10 protein-coding genes are annotated in these 16,964 nt (G+C 58.0%); 4 read left to right on the forward strand and 6 right to left on the reverse strand.

Features of this window, described 5'->3' with window-relative positions; all coding sequences use genetic code 11:
* Positions 1 to 172 precede the first annotated feature (172 nt).
* Together J3P92_RS00650 and J3P92_RS00655 are read right to left on the reverse strand one after the other, a co-directional pair.
* Positions 173 to 1,009, reverse strand: coding sequence for an amino acid ABC transporter permease (locus tag J3P92_RS00650; RefSeq protein WP_434649611.1), 837 nt, complete (start codon positions 1,007 to 1,009; stop codon positions 173 to 175).
* Complete coding sequence (locus tag J3P92_RS00655; protein WP_434649613.1) at positions 1,006 to 1,827, reverse strand: ABC transporter substrate-binding protein; 822 nt, start codon at positions 1,825 to 1,827, stop codon at positions 1,006 to 1,008. Before J3P92_RS00655 ends, J3P92_RS00650 begins: the two co-directional genes overlap by 4 nt.
* Before the next feature lie 113 nt (positions 1,828 to 1,940).
* Here J3P92_RS00655 and J3P92_RS00660 point away from each other — a divergent pair, with 113 nt between their 5' ends.
* The 3 genes from J3P92_RS00660 (at position 1,941) to J3P92_RS00670 (ending at position 8,818) form a co-directional block, all read left to right on the forward strand.
* Positions 1,941 to 2,837 (forward strand): homocysteine S-methyltransferase family protein, encoded by an 897-nt coding sequence (locus J3P92_RS00660; RefSeq protein WP_434649615.1) that lies wholly within the window; start codon positions 1,941 to 1,943, stop codon positions 2,835 to 2,837.
* 228 nt (positions 2,838 to 3,065) lie between these two features.
* On the forward strand, positions 3,066 to 3,329 hold the full coding sequence (locus J3P92_RS00665; protein ID WP_434649617.1) for a hypothetical protein: 264 nt from the start codon (positions 3,066 to 3,068) through the stop codon (positions 3,327 to 3,329).
* Positions 3,330 to 3,523: 194 nt separating this feature from the next.
* Entirely contained in the window at positions 3,524 to 8,818 is a 5,295-nt protein-coding gene (locus tag J3P92_RS00670; RefSeq protein ID WP_434649618.1) for a hypothetical protein, read from the forward strand.
* A gap of 49 nt (positions 8,819 to 8,867) precedes the next feature.
* Here J3P92_RS00670 and J3P92_RS00675 read toward each other — a convergent pair whose 3' ends face one another.
* The 3 genes from J3P92_RS00675 to J3P92_RS00685 are packed head-to-tail and all read right to left on the reverse strand — an operon-like array spanning position 8,868 to position 10,637.
* Entirely contained in the window at positions 8,868 to 9,536 is a 669-nt protein-coding gene (locus J3P92_RS00675) for a GNAT family N-acetyltransferase (RefSeq protein ID WP_420766112.1), read from the reverse strand.
* Between the two features lie 10 nt (positions 9,537 to 9,546).
* Positions 9,547 to 9,993 (reverse strand): GNAT family N-acetyltransferase, encoded by a 447-nt coding sequence (locus J3P92_RS00680; protein ID WP_420766113.1) that lies wholly within the window; start codon positions 9,991 to 9,993, stop codon positions 9,547 to 9,549.
* A 2-nt stretch (positions 9,994 to 9,995) separates the two neighbouring features.
* Positions 9,996 to 10,637 (reverse strand): FMN-binding negative transcriptional regulator, encoded by a 642-nt coding sequence (locus J3P92_RS00685; RefSeq protein WP_420766114.1) that lies wholly within the window; start codon positions 10,635 to 10,637, stop codon positions 9,996 to 9,998.
* A gap of 103 nt (positions 10,638 to 10,740) precedes the next feature.
* Between J3P92_RS00685 and J3P92_RS00690 the strand changes: the two genes are divergently transcribed.
* A complete protein-coding gene (locus J3P92_RS00690) occupies positions 10,741 to 12,285 on the forward strand; it encodes a PLP-dependent aminotransferase family protein (RefSeq protein ID WP_434649620.1) in 1,545 nt (514 codons plus the stop codon).
* A 41-nt stretch (positions 12,286 to 12,326) separates the two neighbouring features.
* Here the strand turns inward: J3P92_RS00690 and J3P92_RS00695 are convergent, their stop codons facing one another.
* Complete coding sequence (locus J3P92_RS00695; protein ID WP_434649622.1) at positions 12,327 to 16,913, reverse strand: dermonecrotic toxin domain-containing protein; 4,587 nt, start codon at positions 16,911 to 16,913, stop codon at positions 12,327 to 12,329.
* Positions 16,914 to 16,964: the final 51 nt, after the last annotated feature.

Genomic DNA, 16,964 nt, shown 5'->3' on the forward strand with positions numbered 1-16,964 from the left:
GAGAAGGTCGCACTCTAAAAATTCACCGAAAGCGGCGATGCCAGCCATCTTCTCGCCGCAGAGGCGAATTGGCGGATGAAGAGCGTAGGCCGGTCGTGCTCGGTTCCCTCCATCGTCGCGATGGCTGGCGGAGCCTGTAGCTTTACCCTACAGCAGGTTCATACACGATCGATTAGCTGCGCTTTAGGTAAGCCTTTCCATAATGCCGCTCCATCCGCGCTTGAATCAGCTCCAGCGCAATGGACATCAGCCAGTAAATAATCGCGGCCGTGGTCAGCATTTCGATATAGCGATAGCTGGAGCGACCATAAGATTGCGCCAGGAACATCACTTCCCAGACGCCCATCACCGAGATCAGGGAGGAGTCCTTGAGCATGGAGATGAATTGGTTGGTGGCCGGCGGGATGATGGTGCGCATGGCCTGGGGCAGGGTGACGCGCCAGAAGATCACGGTTTCGCCCATGCCCAGGGCGAGGGAGGCTTCGCGTTGGCCGGGGGGAACGCCGAGGATGCCGGCGCGGAAGATTTCGCTCAGGTAGGCGCCGTAGTTCAATGACAACGCGATGATGCCGGCGGCAATGGCGCCAGGAACGATGCCCAGCTGGGGCAGGCCCAGGTAGATCAGCAAAATCTGGATCAACAGCGGGGTGCCGCGAAAGAACGACGCATAGAAGCTGGCGATGCCGAACGCCACCGCACTGCTGGACAGCCGCGCCAGCGCGGTGATGAAGCCCAGGAGTGACGACGCGACGATCGAGCACAGGCACAGGAACAACGTCAGCACCGCGCCCTGCAGGAAGCCGTTGGCGGCCAGATGCAAACCGAGCAGGTTCGGCAGTTTGTCGAGGATGATCGAGAACTTCAGGTCGAAGCTCAGGAAAAAACTGGCGAACAGCACCAGCATGACCGCCCACGTCAGGTACAAGCGTGTGCGAAAGCCGAAGATTTTATGCAGGCGCGACTCAGTCACCGGTGGCGGTAGCTGGACAGGAGGCGGAATGGAGGTCATTGGCTGATGTCGGCGCCGATCCATTTTTGCGAGAGCTTGCTCAGGGTGCCGTCCTGTTTCAGTTGGGCGAAGACTTCTTGCACCTTGCTGTTCCACTCGGCGTCACCCTTTTCGATGGCGACCGAGTTTGGCTCGGCATACAGTGCTTCGCCAGCGAGTTTGAAGCGCTTGTCTTCGGTCAGGCGTGGCTGAGCGGTCACCAGGTTGGTCAGCACCGCGTCCAGGCGCACTCCGGCGCCCAGGCCGAGGTCTTGGAACGCCACGTTATCGGTGTCATACGGGGCGATCTGTACGTTCTCGAATGGATAGCTCAGTTGGGTATCCTCGGCGCCTTCGATCACCAGGTTCTTGTTCAGGTAGCTCTCGTAGCTGGAGGCGCTGGTGAGGCCGACCTTCTTGCCGCTCAGATCCTTGGCGCCATGGATGCTGTCGTCCTTGGCGTTGACCACGATGACCGCTGGCGAGGCGTAGTACTGCACCGGGAAATCGAACACCTCGGCGCGGGCCTTGCTCGGTGTCATGGAGCAGATGCAGATATCGTAGCGCCCGCTCCAGCGACCGGCCGCAATCACGTCCCAGGACGGCGTTTCCAGGCGCAGCTTCACACCCAGTTTCTGCGCGACGGCTTTGGCGACGTCCACGTCGAAACCGTCAAGCTGGTTCTGGTCATTGAGGAACGAGAAAGGGGGATAGCTTTCCATCAACACGCCGACGAGCTCTTTTTTCTGTTCGATACGATCCAGGGTGATACCTGCGAGCGCTTGGGAAGACGCAGCCAGCAGACCCAGGCCCAGGGCCAGCAACGGTTGAAATTTCATGGGCGATCCCTGGTTGGAAAAGAGGTTGTGATTGGCGAAAGAGTGCGCATTAAATAGTTATAAGAACTACTCCGGTAGTGAGTATTTTTCATAAGTTTATGAGTGAATCGCATATGGGCGTAGCAACAGTCATTCTCGATGGCGGCATGGGCCGTGAACTGCAACGCCGTGGCGCGCCGTTTCGACAGCCCGAGTGGTCGGCGCTGGCATTGAGCGAAGCGCCCCAGGCAGTGGAAGATGTCCATGCCGCTTATATCGCCAGCGGCGCCAACGTGATCACCAGCAACAATTACGCCGTGGTGCCGTTCCATATTGGCGAGGCGCGTTTTGCCGCCGAAGGTCAGGCACTGGCGGCTTTGGCCGGTGAACTGGCGCGGCGGGCGGTGCAGGCTTCAGGCAAAACCGTACGAGTGGCCGGGTCGCTGCCGCCGCTGTTCGGTTCCTACCGTCCCGATCTGTTCGATGCGTCCCGTGCAAGTGAGCTGCTGGCGCCTTTGGTGGCGGGACTAGCGCCCCACGTCGACCTGTGGCTGGCAGAAACCCAAAGCTCAACGGTCGAGGCACGAGCCATCCGTGCCGGGATCCCACGGGATGGCAAGCCGTTCTGGCTCTCGTTCACCTTGAAAGACGAGGACACGGATGAAGTGCCGCGCCTGCGTTCCGGTGAACCCGTGGCGGATGCCGCGGCCGTCGCAGCGCAGCTGGGCGTCGAGACGCTGTTGTTCAACTGCAGTCAGCCGGAGGTGATCGGTGGCGCCATCGATGCCGCGCGGCAGACGTTCGAGCGCCTGGGCGTGAAAATCCACATCGGTGCCTACGCCAACGCGTTTCCGCCGCAGCCCAAGGAGGCGACCGCCAACGACGGGTTGGACCCGTTGCGCGACGACCTCGATCCACCGGGGTATCTTCAGTGGGCAACGGACTGGCAAAAGCGCGGGGCCAGTCACCTGGGGGGCTGCTGCGGAATCGGGCCGGAACATATCGCCGTCCTGGCCCAACGATTGGGTTGAGAGGCGTGGCGGTTGGCCGAGGAATTGGCCGACCGCTTGTTCACCCGCGCTTACGATTTCCTACCCAACGCGGCAGGGACGCCATACATATGTATGTCAACGCTGCCTCGCCGGCACGATAGGTTTGCGGACTTTCCAATCAACCCTTGGACAGTCCAATGCTCCCCGAACCAACCGATAAACCCAGCCCTTTACCGAGCGTCCGAGCCGGCTTTGGCAGGTGCATTGGTGGACAGCCTGATAAGCGAGGAAACCCGTGCCCACCAACTGCTTATGGGGGCTTATGCGGTGAACCAAGGGGAAACCCAGCAATTTCTGCAGCGCTTCGGGTTTTCAGGCAATCGGGCCGAGCATAGTCGTTTGAGTTTCGCACGCCACGTGAGTCATCGAGGGGAAATACCCGAATGGGCCTGGCAGTATGCCAAAGAGGGGGCGACGCCCGAATCCCTCGTTAAATTTCTGGCCAAGAGGCTTGCGCCAAAAGCGGAGTGATCCAATCGCCATCACATGGCTGACTCGCGAGAATGTCTGTCACAGTTACTCATGCGCAGCAGCCTCGCAACGCTACGGAAACTTACGTTTACATATGTATATAGCAGGCTCAGGTTGCCCATATATATGTATGGCTTCACGGCGGTGGCGGGAGGATAGGGTCTGGGTTCTTTAATCAAACAAACGGACCCTCCATGACCCTTTTGCTTAACGATGAACCAGGCGTGCCGCGCCAGGCGCCGCCCGTCACCCTTGCACGCATTGATCCATTACCTGACGGCGATGCATTCGAGCCGCACAAGTTTGCCGATCAGTGGTTGCTGGAGTTGGGATTGCTGGGCGATACACCGCTTCGTGTGACCTACCAGGAAGTTGAAGCTGTCGATTCGGCTGCTGAAGATAAAACCGCATCGGTTCCCTTGCGTGCCGCTGTCACTCAGGGTTTTCTCAAGGCCTATCAAAGCGAGCCAATTGCTGCCTACGCGGCTTTTCATCGATGCGAGGATTGGATCGAGTATCCCCACAGAAGCCATATGAAGCGGGATTTTTCGGCACTTCGTATCGACGGCTTTGTGCTTCCAAGAAACCTGTTGCAGAAGTTGCAAGCAGGCGTGCCTCCGGGCTACAGGGGGCCTGGGCTCGCTTTGGAGGCCGACTCCGTCAGTCAAGACGCCTCGCTGGCCCCTCAGGAAGAAGCTCGCCATAAACAGCTGAAATGTCTGGCCACCCATAAAGCTGACCTGAATCGTTTGTTTGCAGGCTTGCCCACGTTCGACACGGCGTTGAAGAATCTGCTGGTCGATTCGATCAGGAAAAAAATCGAGCCGGACAAATTCCGTGGCGCAGCGCGACAGGCGATCGACCCGGACAATTGTTATGTGAATCACTTCACGACAGATTCACTTGGGGCGCGCTCATTGGTTTCTTCATTGAGTTTCAGCGAAGTCATGATGGACTGTTTGTCCACTGATGAGTCTCCTGTATACGCCCAGGGAAGCGTGGGTTTTTTCACTCGCTCGGACACGGTGCAAGACACCGACAGCCTATTCGTCGACCCGATGGATGCTCGAATCCTGGCGGCCATGACGTCGGCGTTCCGTATTGAGAACCCTACAACCAATAACCACCTGAGGCGTCAGTTCCTTGATGACCTGGCGGCATTTCGCACGAAGGAGACCCTGAGAGACGCGCTCGACCCGGTTATCCCCTCCACCGCGCAAGATGAGTTGGTCCTCAGACTTTCCCAACGATTCCTGTATTTATTGGATTTATACAAAGCCGATCGAGATCCCACTGCACGGCTAACCCATGGGGAGCGGAACCTGCGCAATGACGAGGATCGCCTGCTGAGCATCATCACGACCCACCCTTCAGAGGCGGCCAGGGGAAGTTTGATGAGGAAAGAGCATCTTCCCCATGTATATAAGGTCATGCTTGAAATGGAGGGCGACTTGTCGCAGAAGTGGCCGGCCGCGATGGTGATAAAGCAACGTGATCAGCCGGCTTTATTCCTGTACTCCATGGAGAGGGGGATAGAGCGGTTCGATGAGTTCCGGGAGTTGGTGAATTCGGTAACCCCGGTCTATCAAGGGCAGCAGCGCAAAATCAAAAGTATTGATCAGGCGCTTCCTGAGCATGTTTTCGAGCGGGCAGCCAAAGACCTGCTTGATCTTCAGTACGCGTCGTTACAAGCCGTTCTGAAAGCACCGGAACTTGTGCAGTTCGATTTGGCCCGCTTTGCTCTGGATGCTGAGAAAGCGCTGCAACTTCCGATGCTGGCGCTTGACGGTGTGCTGGTCGCCCGAAGCGAAACCTTGCTCAAAAACAGTCGCCCGGACGCCTACAGAGCCGCGACGGTTGTGCACAAACGCATCTATCGCATCTTGGAAGAGCAGGCGCTGACGGCTGAAAGTGAAATTGCCAAAAGACGCGTTCAGACAATATCGGAATTCAGTCGCGAAAAAATCGTCGCCTATCTCCGGGAGCAACTGCACAAGGAGATTGACCCCGATCCAGACCGGACATTGACTACCTTGTTTCAAGGTCGCGCCTGTACGTTGAACGACTCGCGACTGACCAGCTTGACCCAATTGATGATCGACAATACGCGCCCTGCGCAGTACCCGAATGCAATGAAGGAAATCCGGCCGGTCTATCTTGTCGATAAGGACGGCCAACCGATCAGTCACCCGCTGACCCGTCTTTTGATTCTTTTAACGGGGCCTGAGCTTGCCAGGATGGCGACGAGTCTTGATATCGGTGACCGTTACGAGACGTACCTCAAGGAAAAGATGAATGCGCCGGACTACAAGGAGGCCTGGTGGGATGCTTACCTGGCCAATATGTCCCTCAAGGGCTACGAAGTCGTCCTCAAAGGTGATGTACTCAAAGAGACCGCGACGGATGTCAGTGTCCATCCAGCACGCACCGAAAAACGGGTTGTTCTCTGGCAGGATGCGGTTATCCAATCATCGAAGGCAAAGGATCGCGTAAGAGTACAGGGAAGGGAGGTACATGTTTACGGTCTGCTGCTGGGCGGGACCGTAGGCGCGGGAGGACAGCACGGCACCTTGGGCAACGCGACCAGTGTCGACGGTGTGCTGATTTTTTCAGATCAGGACGGGCCGACAATACAGGGAACCGTTGGCGTCTATTTTCCGGACAGTCCCGGTGGAGATGATCTGCATGAGTTTGCCAATCTCAATGATGGTGTCGCGGATCTTCTTCAACGGGAGGAATGGCAGGTCTATTTCGCTTCCCGCATCGCCACCAACAATCCTCAAGAACTGAAGCAGATTTTCGGGACGCGAAGCGGTCGACCGTTGGCGCGTGGCTCGTTGATCGGCGGCGATCTGTCTGAAGCGCTCCATGGGGCGCATGTGAGATTTCGAATTGCCCATGCCGATCATCGTTCCAACAGCAACCGCAACATCCTGCACCAAACCATTTTCAACCTGACCGTGATGGCGTTCGAAACGCTCCTGGACGTGGTTTCGTTTCTGGCACCCGCTTACGCCGCGTTGCAGCTGTACCTGATGGTCGCCAAGACCGGCCAAATCCCGCTTCACCTGAACATTGTCAAATATCTGATCCGCTCCGGCATCGCGCCGCGACCTATCGGCGGTGCGATGGGCACCTCACGAAATAGATCGTTTTCCCGGGAGGTATTGGCCCGTCTAAACCAACAGGAAAAACCGATTGGGTTGCCATTGGAACAAGCAATCTACGGTCCCTACGCGGTGAAGGATGCTACGGTTATACGAGGGCTGACCCCGGACGCTGGTGGGTTTTACCGCGTTACCGTTCGGGATGCAGCGACAGGCGTCGTCACCGCTCGCCCAGTGTATGTGCGACAACCGGGGGCAATGGTGCTCCGCGTGCACGACAGTACGAAGCTGAACGCAACCGAGGCGACTTTGGTCGACCCAGTCTCAGGGTCGAGTATCCGCTCCAGTGGTGTGATGAGGAGCACCGTGGCACGCATGCCAGATGGGGAATGGCGTGCGGTCGGGTTCGGCCGCGGAGGTGGCGGGGAACGTTCAACGCGGCAGGGCCCCTCAGGTTCGAGAACGGGTGGCCAAACGCTCGAGGACATGATCTCTGTGCTGGAACAGCCCGGCCAATGGGATTTTCTCCTGATGGATATCGTTCCCGAACTCGTGCCCCATATTCCAGGCTGGCCGCAGAACAGGGGCTTGGTCATCATGGATGTCAGGCCCGGGAGGCTCCCTTCCACCTTGCGGCTCTCGCGCCAGGCAGGCCCTGAACGTTTGTCGAGCAGTCCGGATTACGCCACGGATGTCGTGGTGAGACGGTCGAGCGACAACCACTATGATCTGGTCCAGGCAGATCGTGTCATCACAATTCGAAGCACCGGTGACTGTTTCTTCTCGGCTGTTACCCAGGGGTTGGACGAACTTGAGGGGAGGGTCGTTTTCACCCCAACAGAGTTGCGCCTGGCGTCGGCAGGATACATTCGCCAAAACCTCGAATCGTTTCGCCACTTGGAGCTTCAGGACACCTCCCGCCCAATGCGGCAACCGGCTGGTCAGAGCGAGGAGGCGGTCGCGAAGGCGAAACAGGTGTTAGCGAAAACGGAGGCCACGCTTGAAAATCTCCTGGGCAGGGAGACCGTGGAAGTTTTAACGAGCCTGATCGCTGGCGCGCGCAACCCATATAAATTGTTTGGATCGCCTCGGCTACATCTGTCGCTGCGTGCAGGCTTGACAGCCGTCGGTGTCTCCTCGTCGGAGCTCTGGAGGCAAATCGAGCAACTGACTCCGGCCCGGCCTTTGTATGGACTGGCAACCTCTTTCACCCCCTACACACCCGCCGAAAGAAGCGTTGTCGAAGAGCTCCTGGATATGACGCTGGTCAGCAGCGTGGGTGGGAGAACGATCGATCTTCTGGCCAGGGATGGCTATTTTCAGTTGAACCGGGATTCCATTCATATCTTGCTTGAGTACGGCGTCGATATCGACGAGTGGCATAAGTTCTATCCCAAGAACCCGAACGCATATATTCCGAGCAGCGAGGCGGCTGCCGGGGATGTGCGGGGGCTCCTTAACGGCAGGGAACTGGTACACCCACATCAGTTGGCCGAGATCGCCAATACCCTCAAGGTAAATCGAGGCGAGGGAAGGCTGATCAATGAGTTGATAGAGTTCTTTCGTTATAAAAAAATGGTCGGACGAACCGTCGGCTTGCTTCGAGGTGCGCTTCGCAACAGAAGCAGGTTATTGGCCAGGGCTGAGCGAGTTCTGGTTTCTCGCGTGATCGCAACCAATCTTGGCGGTGCTTTGGCCGTATCTGTATTTTCAAGGTGGATAAGTCATCCGTCCCTCGGTTCAGCGAAGCTGGATTTTATTGCCAGGTATGCCGACACCCGTGCTCAGGAGCTATTGGATACCGGCAATATCGATATCCGGTGGATCCACTTGTTCACGGACAAGACGCTGAGAAATATCGAAATGCATTCAGGATCTCTGGCGGCTTTTATCCGTTTCTTGGAGCCGGCAAGCGCCAGAGATATCGGTATGGCGAGTATCGCCAAGCTGCTGAGCGGCTCTGATGGCGTTCCGTCGAACTCCAGAATCGTTATGCTGCTCGACATCCCTAACTTGTTGGCTAATCTGACCAATAATTTTACCCGAGAGGAGGCCAGGAGTATTTGGAGAGAGTTGATCAGCCCGTACTACAGTGACTTGAATATTTACGACGCGCTTGGGCAGGTTCGCCCATTGAACTCCGAAGCGAATTTCACATCGGCATTGATCAATGCTCTGCAGCAGGATGTGGCACGCGCGCATCAGCTGATTGACAGAGTCTTTGCCGATCCCACGACCTCGGCGCAGGTACTGAATCATCTCTATCGCTTCGACTTTACTGCGAATCGAGCGGAACACAGTCTTTTGATGTTTGCCGAATACGTGGGTTGTTATAACCGGATACCGGACTGGGCATGGCAATACAAAATATATAAAGAGTGATGCAACGATGGCTATCGCAAGGTCACTCGCGATAGCCATCTGCTCTTGCTCAACGGCAAGCAGCCAAGCTTCGGACCTGCCCGCCTTCGCGTTGATTTTCTTCGCTCAGCCATCGTTCAAATGCCGCTCCGATCGCCGGCCACTCCGAGTCGAGCATCGAATACCACGCCGTGTCGCGGTTCTGGCCCTTGACGACCATGTGCTGGCGGAACACCCCCTCAAACGTGAAGCCCAGCCGCTCGGCGGCATATTTGGAGCGGGCGTTGCCGTTGTTGCACTTCCATTCGAGGCGACGGTAGCCGAGGGCGAACGACTCCTTGGCCAGCAGATAAACCGCCTCGGTGCTTTTCGGCGATCGCTGCATCGGCGCGCCAAAAGTGACGTGGCCGATCTCGATGCGGCCGTGGGCCGGCACGATGGACATCAGGCTGAGGATCCCTTGCACCTCGCCGCTGGCACGGTCGATCACGCTGAAAAAATACGGGTCGGTGTTGGCTGCATGGTTGTCCAGCCAGGCGTCGAAGTCGCCACGAACCTTGAAGGGACCGTAGGGCAAGTAGTCCCAGAGTTTCGGATCGGCCCCGGGGCCTTCGAGGGCTTGCCAAAGACCCTCGGCATGACGCGCCGGGTCGAGTTTTTCCAGGCGGATGAATCGCCCTTCGAGCAAGCGCGTAGATGGCGCCGAGACACCTTTCCAATCGGTAAGCGGGGTCGACATGCAGTGCTCCTTACAAGGCTTTGCGAAATTGAATGAAGCCTGGGCGTTCGGCGATGCGTTCGTAGAGTTGGATCGCGGTCGTGTTGGTCTCGTGGGTCAGCCAGTGGACCTTGGCACAACCGTCGGCCTTGGCCGTGGCATAGACGAATTCGATCAATTGCCGACCAACACCGGTGCCCCGACTTTGCTCGGTCACCAGCAAGTCCTGCAAGTAGCAGGAGTTCTCTATGCTCCAGTTCGAGCGGTGGTAAATGAAATGCACCAGGCCCACCGCCGTATCGCCGTGCCAGGCGAGGGCGCCGTGGGTTGGTTCGCGATCGTCGAGCAGGCGCTGCCAGGTGCTGTGGGTCACCGCTTCCGGCAGTTCGGTGTTGTAGAACCGTAGGTAAGCCTGCCATAGCGGCAGCCAGGCAGCGTGGTCTTCAGCAGTGACGAGGCGGATCTCGGTGTGGCTCATGTTCACTCCTTGGTGGATGCATCAGGCATAAGGCGTGACAGCGCCTGATCTTGCGGATCGGTGCTCGTGGCGAGACCGTTGCGCACTCCGGCGATATCTTCGGGGCTGCGGTTTTGGCTGAGCTTGCGTTTGCCTTCCAGGCGCTGGATAGGCAGCGAAAAACCAACGATGGCCTTGAGCATCGCTTCGACGTACTCGGCCGGTGCATCATCGAGTTTCCAGGGTTGGGCGCGGCCGGTTTCGTGACGTTCGGTGAGGGCGCCGACTACTTCGCGCAGGCGATGGGCGTCGCTGAAAACTTCGGCTGTGCCATAGGCGTGTACGGCCAGGTAGTTCCAGGTCGGCACCACTTTGCCGTGTTCGGCCTTGCTGGGGTACAGGCCCGGGCTGACGTAGGCATCGGCGCCGGGAAATATCACCAGGGCCTCGGCCCCGGCCTCCAGGTCGCGCCATTGCGGATTGGCCCGGGCCATGTGCCCGCGCAGGCTTCCGTGGGGACCCTGTCGCGTATCCAGCAGCAGCGGCAAGTGGCTGGCCTGTAGGCCGTGTTCACCCTGGGTGACCAGTACGGCCAAGCGGCACTCGTTCATCATTTGATGTAACTGGGGTATGTCTTGGACGGCGAAGGCTTTTGGGTTGTACATGAAAGTTTTTCCTTGGCGAATGCCAGCATCCTAGGCAGGCTATTGGTCTGTTGTAAGAGCCACTCCAGGCCAGTTTGATAGGTCCATTCCTGAGGCTGTGTGAATGAACAACCCCGTGCCGCCGCTGTCGTTCAACCCCGCTGGAATCGAACTGGATCGCCGCCACGGGCTCGGCCGGCAGCTTTATCAGGCATTGCGGGCCCGCGTCCTGGATGGTCGCCTGGCAAGCGGCACGCGTCTGCCAGCTAGCCGCGACCTGGCGGCGGCCTTGTCCATTTCCCGCAACAGCGTGGTGCGTGCGTACGACCAGCTCTATGCCGAAGGTTTTATCGAAGGACGCGTCGGTGACGGAACCTATGTGGCGAATCTGTCCGCAGTGGCGTTGCCGCTGAAGAAATTATCCACAAAAGCATCCACAGGCTTTTCAACAGGCTTACCCACAGGTTTATCCACAGAATGGCTCGATTTACCTGTGGGCCCATCCAGTAAAGTTATCCACAGCGACGCGCTGCTACGTGTCGAAAAGCATCATCTGGCCCAGCCGCCGGCGGGACCACCGCGCGCATTCCGGGTGGGTGTGCCGGCCTTCGACCTGTTCCCTTTTGATGTCTGGGCCAAGCTGAACGGGGCTTTCTGGCGCAAGCCGGATCTTCAACAGCTGTGCTACGGCGATTCTCAAGGAGACGAACGCTTGCGTGGCCTGATTGCGGCTTACCTGCGCAGTTCGAGGGGCCTGCAGTGCACGGCTGAACAAATTGTGATCACCAGCGGCGCGCAGCAGGGCATCAGCCTTTGTGCACAGCTGTTGGTAGATCCCGGTGACGTGGTGGCGGTGGAAAACCCAGGTTATCGCGCTGCGGGGCATGCGTTTGCGGTGGCTGGAGCCGACGTCCGAGGCGTGCCGGTGGACAGCGATGGCTTGGATTGCGCGGCGCTCGCGGCGTTGAGCCATTGTCGGCTGACCTATGTCACGCCCTCCCATCAATACCCGACCGGGGTGGTCATGAGCCTTGCGCGGCGGCTGGAGCTGCTGGGTTGGGCCGAACGCAACGACGGCTGGATCGTCGAGGACGATTACGACGGCGAATACCGCTACAGCGGCGCGCCGCTGGCGCCGTTGGCCGCGCTGGATCGCCAGGGCCGGGTACTTTACGTCGGCACCTTCGGCAAGGTGGCGTTCCCGGCCCTGCGCCTGGGTTATCTGGTGTTGCCGCCGGGCCTGGTCGACGCCTTCGCCCGACGGCGCGCCGTGGATGTGCGCCACTCCGAAGTCAGCACCCAGGCCGTGATGGCCGAGTTCATGGCCGCCGGGCATTTCCAGCGACACATCAGGCGCATGCGTCGGGCGGCCCTGGCTCGGCGGGATGCGTTGTTGGCGGGTTGGCCCAAGGCTGTCGAGGGTGTTGGCGCCATGCCCACGGTCGTCGCCGGGCTGCATGTCACGGTACCTGTGGACAGCATCGAGCGTGAACGGGAGCTGATTGCCAAGGCGGCCAGCGTCGGCGTGGAGATCAATGGCCTGAGCGGCTATTGGTTGCCTACCACGCCTGCGCAGGTCCGCGCCGGGCTGGTGCTGGGGTTCGCGGCAGTCCCGCCCGCGGCGATCGGCACGGCGCTGGCGAGCCTGGCTAAGGCCTGGGATGTCTGACGGCCCGCGGCCGGGACATCAATCGCAGGCCAGGCTCGGCTTCATGGCCGTTTCTTTGGAAAGAACACCTGTATGGCCTGATCCACGGCAATTTCGCTGCGGTAACGATCAATCAATTGACGTTGGTTCAATCGATCCAAGGAGATGTCTGCCATGCCTGACTTGACCTGCTCAGGGGTTCTCAGGTGTGCCGAAAGAAACTTGAGGTCGACCCCCCAAAAGGTGGAGTAGTGAAAGTCCGCGAACCATAGCGGCTTGCCGCTTTGCTTGTCCTGAATTTCATACCGGTCGAGGTATCTCTTTCCCGCCGGGGTCTTGATGCGCTTTCGGTCGATTCGTTTAGTCACGTGGATGAGGTTTCGTTCGTTCAGCCAAGTGACGCCGCTCATGTTGGGCGGGCTTCGTTTGACGAGCCCCAGTACGGTCTCGTGTTCCTCGGCGCGTAGCGCCGTCGCTTCGCTCTTGAGCTGCAATCGCAAGGATTCGGCGGAACTCCGTTCTTCTGGCGCAAGTTCGACCGTTTCGTTCCTGGCCCGGTCGAGCGCCTTTTCGATTGCATTGGCGACTGTATCGAACCGGCTCGCATGGGCGCCCATGATCAATGAAATACCGGACGGTGTACGGTCTGGCTGCTGCAAGTCATTTTGGACTTGTGTTTTGAATGCAGAGAGTCCTTTGATCAGGGCTTTGCCTTTCTTGACGCTGGTTTTCAGGGAGGGGATCGCCGGAGGTTCGTTGGTCTCAATATGGGGGACCCATTCACCGGTTTCTTTGCGGTGGAATAAAGCGATCATTTCACCGGATAACGGATTCCTCACCTCGACCCAACCCGTTTCTTCGTACGAGCTGGACAGGCGAGCCACGCCGCTGACGACTCCCCAGAAGCGGCCCCTGATAAATTTCCTCCTGGAGCGGGGGCGTTCCTCATGCACAGTCAGCGATTGTCTTTCATTGCTTCGCTCGTCGAGGGCCTTGGCCAGATGACGCAACGCTCGCTCTTTTGCCTTGGTTATTCGATTACCCAGATGCTTGAGTTGTTGAGTGTTAGCACTGTCCTGGTATTCGTTTCCCATGTAGTCCAGGTGCTCCCGGATGGCAGTGAACTGTTCCGTCAGGCTGCCGAGTGCATCGATTTGTTCGTCCAGCCGGATCTTAGTTGTTTCATCGAGCGCCTCGCGCAAGGTTTGGAAGGCCACCATCGCATTGTCGATCAGTCGGTCAATCTCCAGCCAACCTTCGGGCATTGTTTTAACGCTGTCGAGGGTCAGGCAGAGGTGGCGATACATTTCCAATTGAAGAATTCGTAGATCGTCACTGGTGTAGGAAGGCATTTTTCTGCGGTATTCGCGCACAAACTCAAAGCCTCCGAGCCCGAGTTTCTTGAGCTTGGAAAAGCGTGTCTCAATATATTCCAGACGCTCGATCATGTTGTCACCGAGCTGAATCATGCTGTTGGCAGCATCGACGTGTCGTTGCTCGCGCATTTGGAAGCGAGGGGTGATCATGACCCTCGCCTGCGCCATGGCGGGCAGAAATTGTTCCCGCAATATGTCCATGTCAGCGAAAGTGAAATTTATTTGCGCGTTCAGGTAACCAAGGCTCACGCGCGGAGCATCCGGCCTCGCCTGGAAGACCGGCCACTCCATCAAAGCGCTCAATGCCCGTTCATAGTTTTGCCGCTGCGTTTGCAGGGAGACTCTATAAGCTTCAGCAAAAATGTCCCTGGTATCGGCCGATGCCCGCTCCATGTTTTGAGCACCGATATTCAGCGCCCATTCGTTATACGTTCTGCTTTCCTCAAATTTATTGAGTTCGGCAAGCAATTCGATGTTGCGGCGTTGTGCCGCGACGACGACTTTCTGCCTGACGCCTTTCGATCCGCTGCCCTTTAATCGCAAGCGACTATCGATTCTCCACTGGTCACGCTCGTCCCGGAGCAAGGGGGGGCCGGAGCGTGTGTCCTTGATGATGCTGACCTGCTCGCCCTCGACGCTGACTTCAAAACACTGGCTCGCCAGCTTTGCATACCACTTCCCATTTTTCGGGTAGAGGCCTTTGAACACGCCTTCGCTCTCGGGTTGCCCGAGGTTATCGGGCGCATCGATGCTGAAGCTAGCGAGAAGCCCGGCGTGACTGCCGGATTTACCCATCAAGGCGCCACTGGTATGGATGAACTCGTAGTGCTCTTGTGACAGTTCTTTTTGCACGAGTGGCGAAAGTGTCTCGATGCTGAGTTTGGGTAAGGGTGTTGGCACATTTGCTTTCGGGGCCACCTCAGGCGCTTCTGTTGGTCGCTCGCGGTTGCCGGCTTTGGAACGATCGATAGCAATATTGGCCACGCCTAACGCTACGTTCAACAGTAAATCAACGACGATCTCCCACTTGGGCTGGCCCTTGCGCTCTCCGTCGTCCTGCGCTATTCGGTCCACGTCCTCCAGTATCTGCCAGAGCCAGGTCGCGGTGTTCGCCGTGGTGCCGAGATAGGGCAACGCCAGATTGAAAATCAACCACCCCGCCTGTTTGAACGACTCCCAACGGCTCTCGCTGTTGGAAACCGATTGTTTATCGGCGAGTGTCACCAGGGCGTTGGCGTTGGCCTTGAACAACAGCGGCATGAAATCGGCTCCCAAGGATTCGTCGCTTAAGGTGATGGGCCCCGCGTTGGCTAATGATGTGATGGGGGTCGCCACGAACTCCAAAACGGCCCAGGGCGAAGGCAGGGCGCCCGGGAAAACCAGTCGGCTGTAAGTGTCCCGCACCCCATCGGGCAGCCACGCCAGTACCGATTGGCGCAACGTGGCTGACTGCTTGATGGCATAGAGCAAATTGCTGAACGAGGGGAACTGGCACAGCTGCGGTTCGAGTAGAGGGCGGTAGAGCAGACAGGGGCCGGCGCTGGGTGTCTGCGGGCCGATCACAAACATATTGGCCACGATGTCCTCGGAAATACCGAGCTGCAACTCTGGCACGAACGCCAGCTTGCGCAGGACAATGGCTTGCCCGTCAACCTTGCGGTCGGCTTCCAGCGGCTCCATCAGCGCCGCGACGTAACGACAGCCGCGATCATCGATATCGCCCAACCCCTTCAATTTACTTTCCAGCGCAAGCAGGGGCAGTTGTATGCGTAGCTGTGAACTGAACAGGCGCTCTCGACGGGACGATTGCGTTGGATCGTCGAGTAGTTTTCGTTTGATCAGCTCTGGATAGACGCGACCGATATCGATCTGGGTAATAAGGCGCTCAAGGTAGTCCACCGTCACCCATTCGGGAAGCTCGGTCCCGTCCACGGACTTCACGGTTTTGTTGCCCTGTGGAAGCGCAATCAGGTTTTGCAAGGCGAGATCGATTAAGTTGAACTCGGTTGTGTCGAACTTGAACGGAACGACAAAGGTCCCCCAGACCACCGGGCTTGTTATCTCGATGACGATTGTTTCCGGTTTCAGAGTCGAAACATCGCTGTGGTCGGATTGCATCTGGGTTTTCAAGGCATTTGACGCGTAGTCCTTGATCGAAGGGATATCGTCCAGGTAAGTTTCGCCGGCGTGGGAACTGCCCAGCGCCGACAGGTTTTTCATGTATTGAGCGAACAACGTCTGGTCGGCTACTGGTGCGTTGCGTAACCAATCGGGTATCTGCTGCTTCAACCACGCCTCGCCTGGTCCGACCGCGATTCCACTGATGGGTATTTCGGGCTCAGCAGCGACAGCGTCCGACTCCGCACGAGGGTTTCCGAGCACCCTGACCTGCACACCAATAAGTCCACAGGCTTTGCTGTCGAAAATGTTTGCGCGCGGTTCATAGAGCCGCCAGCGTATCGCGGTGGTGGGGTGAGAGAGCGATAGATGATCGGTAAGGGACTGGCCCAATGCGTCACGTGTCTCGAACTTCTCATAACCGCTGTACAACGAGTGCGTAAGGATGACCTCCTTGTCATCGATCTGACCGATCAGGACGACCAGCGAGTTCTCGTTCAAGCGAGTGACCTGAGTGTCAGCGACTGCATCGACGTCGACCAGGTACGCGTGGCTTTGGAATTTATCCTTACGGTCTTGCGGGTCGGGGTACAGGTAAAGTTGCCTGGCCATGGCACATTCGTCCGCCGTCCAGCCCTTGATTTGCCGTACGTCCCAGAATTTGCGCAAGGTATTGGACAGCTCATGCCAGCGGGCACCGTAATGAGCGAATGGCATGTTCCAGTACGCCAGTTGTTGTTCCTGGTTGGCCTTCAACATCGCGGGCGCCAGCTCATTGATCAACCTTCCGATTTGCTCGATGCGCACCGGCAAGTGCACTTCGGGTTCGGTAATCGGCAGCCGGGTCAGGAAGTGCAAACCTTCGATCAATAAGCTCGGATTTTCTTGGCCTGTCTGATCGGCCAGTAAGTTGCTCAGTGATTCATAACGGGTTGGCAGCGCTACGATTTCACCGTCGACGATGTCCCAGGCCGGTTCGGCGAGGACGGTTGTGTAGGGGTCCAGGTCCAAGGACGGGTAAAGGTCCTTGAGCGCACCTTGCAGGAGCCCGGCGGCCACTTCCGGGTAGGTGGGGCCTGCTAGCAATTGGTTGAGCAATGCTGCCTTGATGCTTGTATCGGACGTAGGGTCTGTGTCGGTCGAGTCGAGTGCCATTTGCGTGTCCCTCCTTGAACATGAAAAAACCGAAGCCGAACGCTTCGGGTT

Source organism: Pseudomonas sp. D3-27 (assembly GCF_051132165.1).
Taxonomy (GTDB): Bacteria; Pseudomonadota; Gammaproteobacteria; order Pseudomonadales; family Pseudomonadaceae; genus Aquipseudomonas.

Excerpts from the sequence above, each read along its gene's own strand:
- J3P92_RS00680 (WP_420766113.1), bottom strand. The coding sequence starts at position 9,993 with ATGAGCCACACCGAGATCCGCCTCGTCACTGCTGAAGACCACGCTGCC.
- J3P92_RS00695 (WP_434649622.1), bottom strand. The coding sequence starts at position 16,913 with ATGGCACTCGACTCGACCGACACAGACCCTACGTCCGATACAAGCATC.
- J3P92_RS00655 (WP_434649613.1), bottom strand. The coding sequence starts at position 1,827 with ATGAAATTTCAACCGTTGCTGGCCCTGGGCCTGGGTCTGCTGGCTGCG.
- J3P92_RS00660 (WP_434649615.1), top strand. The coding sequence starts at position 1,941 with ATGGGCGTAGCAACAGTCATTCTCGATGGCGGCATGGGCCGTGAACTG.
- J3P92_RS00675 (WP_420766112.1), bottom strand. The coding sequence starts at position 9,536 with ATGTCGACCCCGCTTACCGATTGGAAAGGTGTCTCGGCGCCATCTACG.
- J3P92_RS00685 (WP_420766114.1), bottom strand. The coding sequence starts at position 10,637 with ATGTACAACCCAAAAGCCTTCGCCGTCCAAGACATACCCCAGTTACAT.
- J3P92_RS00690 (WP_434649620.1), top strand. The coding sequence starts at position 10,741 with ATGAACAACCCCGTGCCGCCGCTGTCGTTCAACCCCGCTGGAATCGAA.
- J3P92_RS00670 (WP_434649618.1), top strand. The coding sequence starts at position 3,524 with ATGACCCTTTTGCTTAACGATGAACCAGGCGTGCCGCGCCAGGCGCCG.
- J3P92_RS00650 (WP_434649611.1), bottom strand. The coding sequence starts at position 1,009 with ATGACCTCCATTCCGCCTCCTGTCCAGCTACCGCCACCGGTGACTGAG.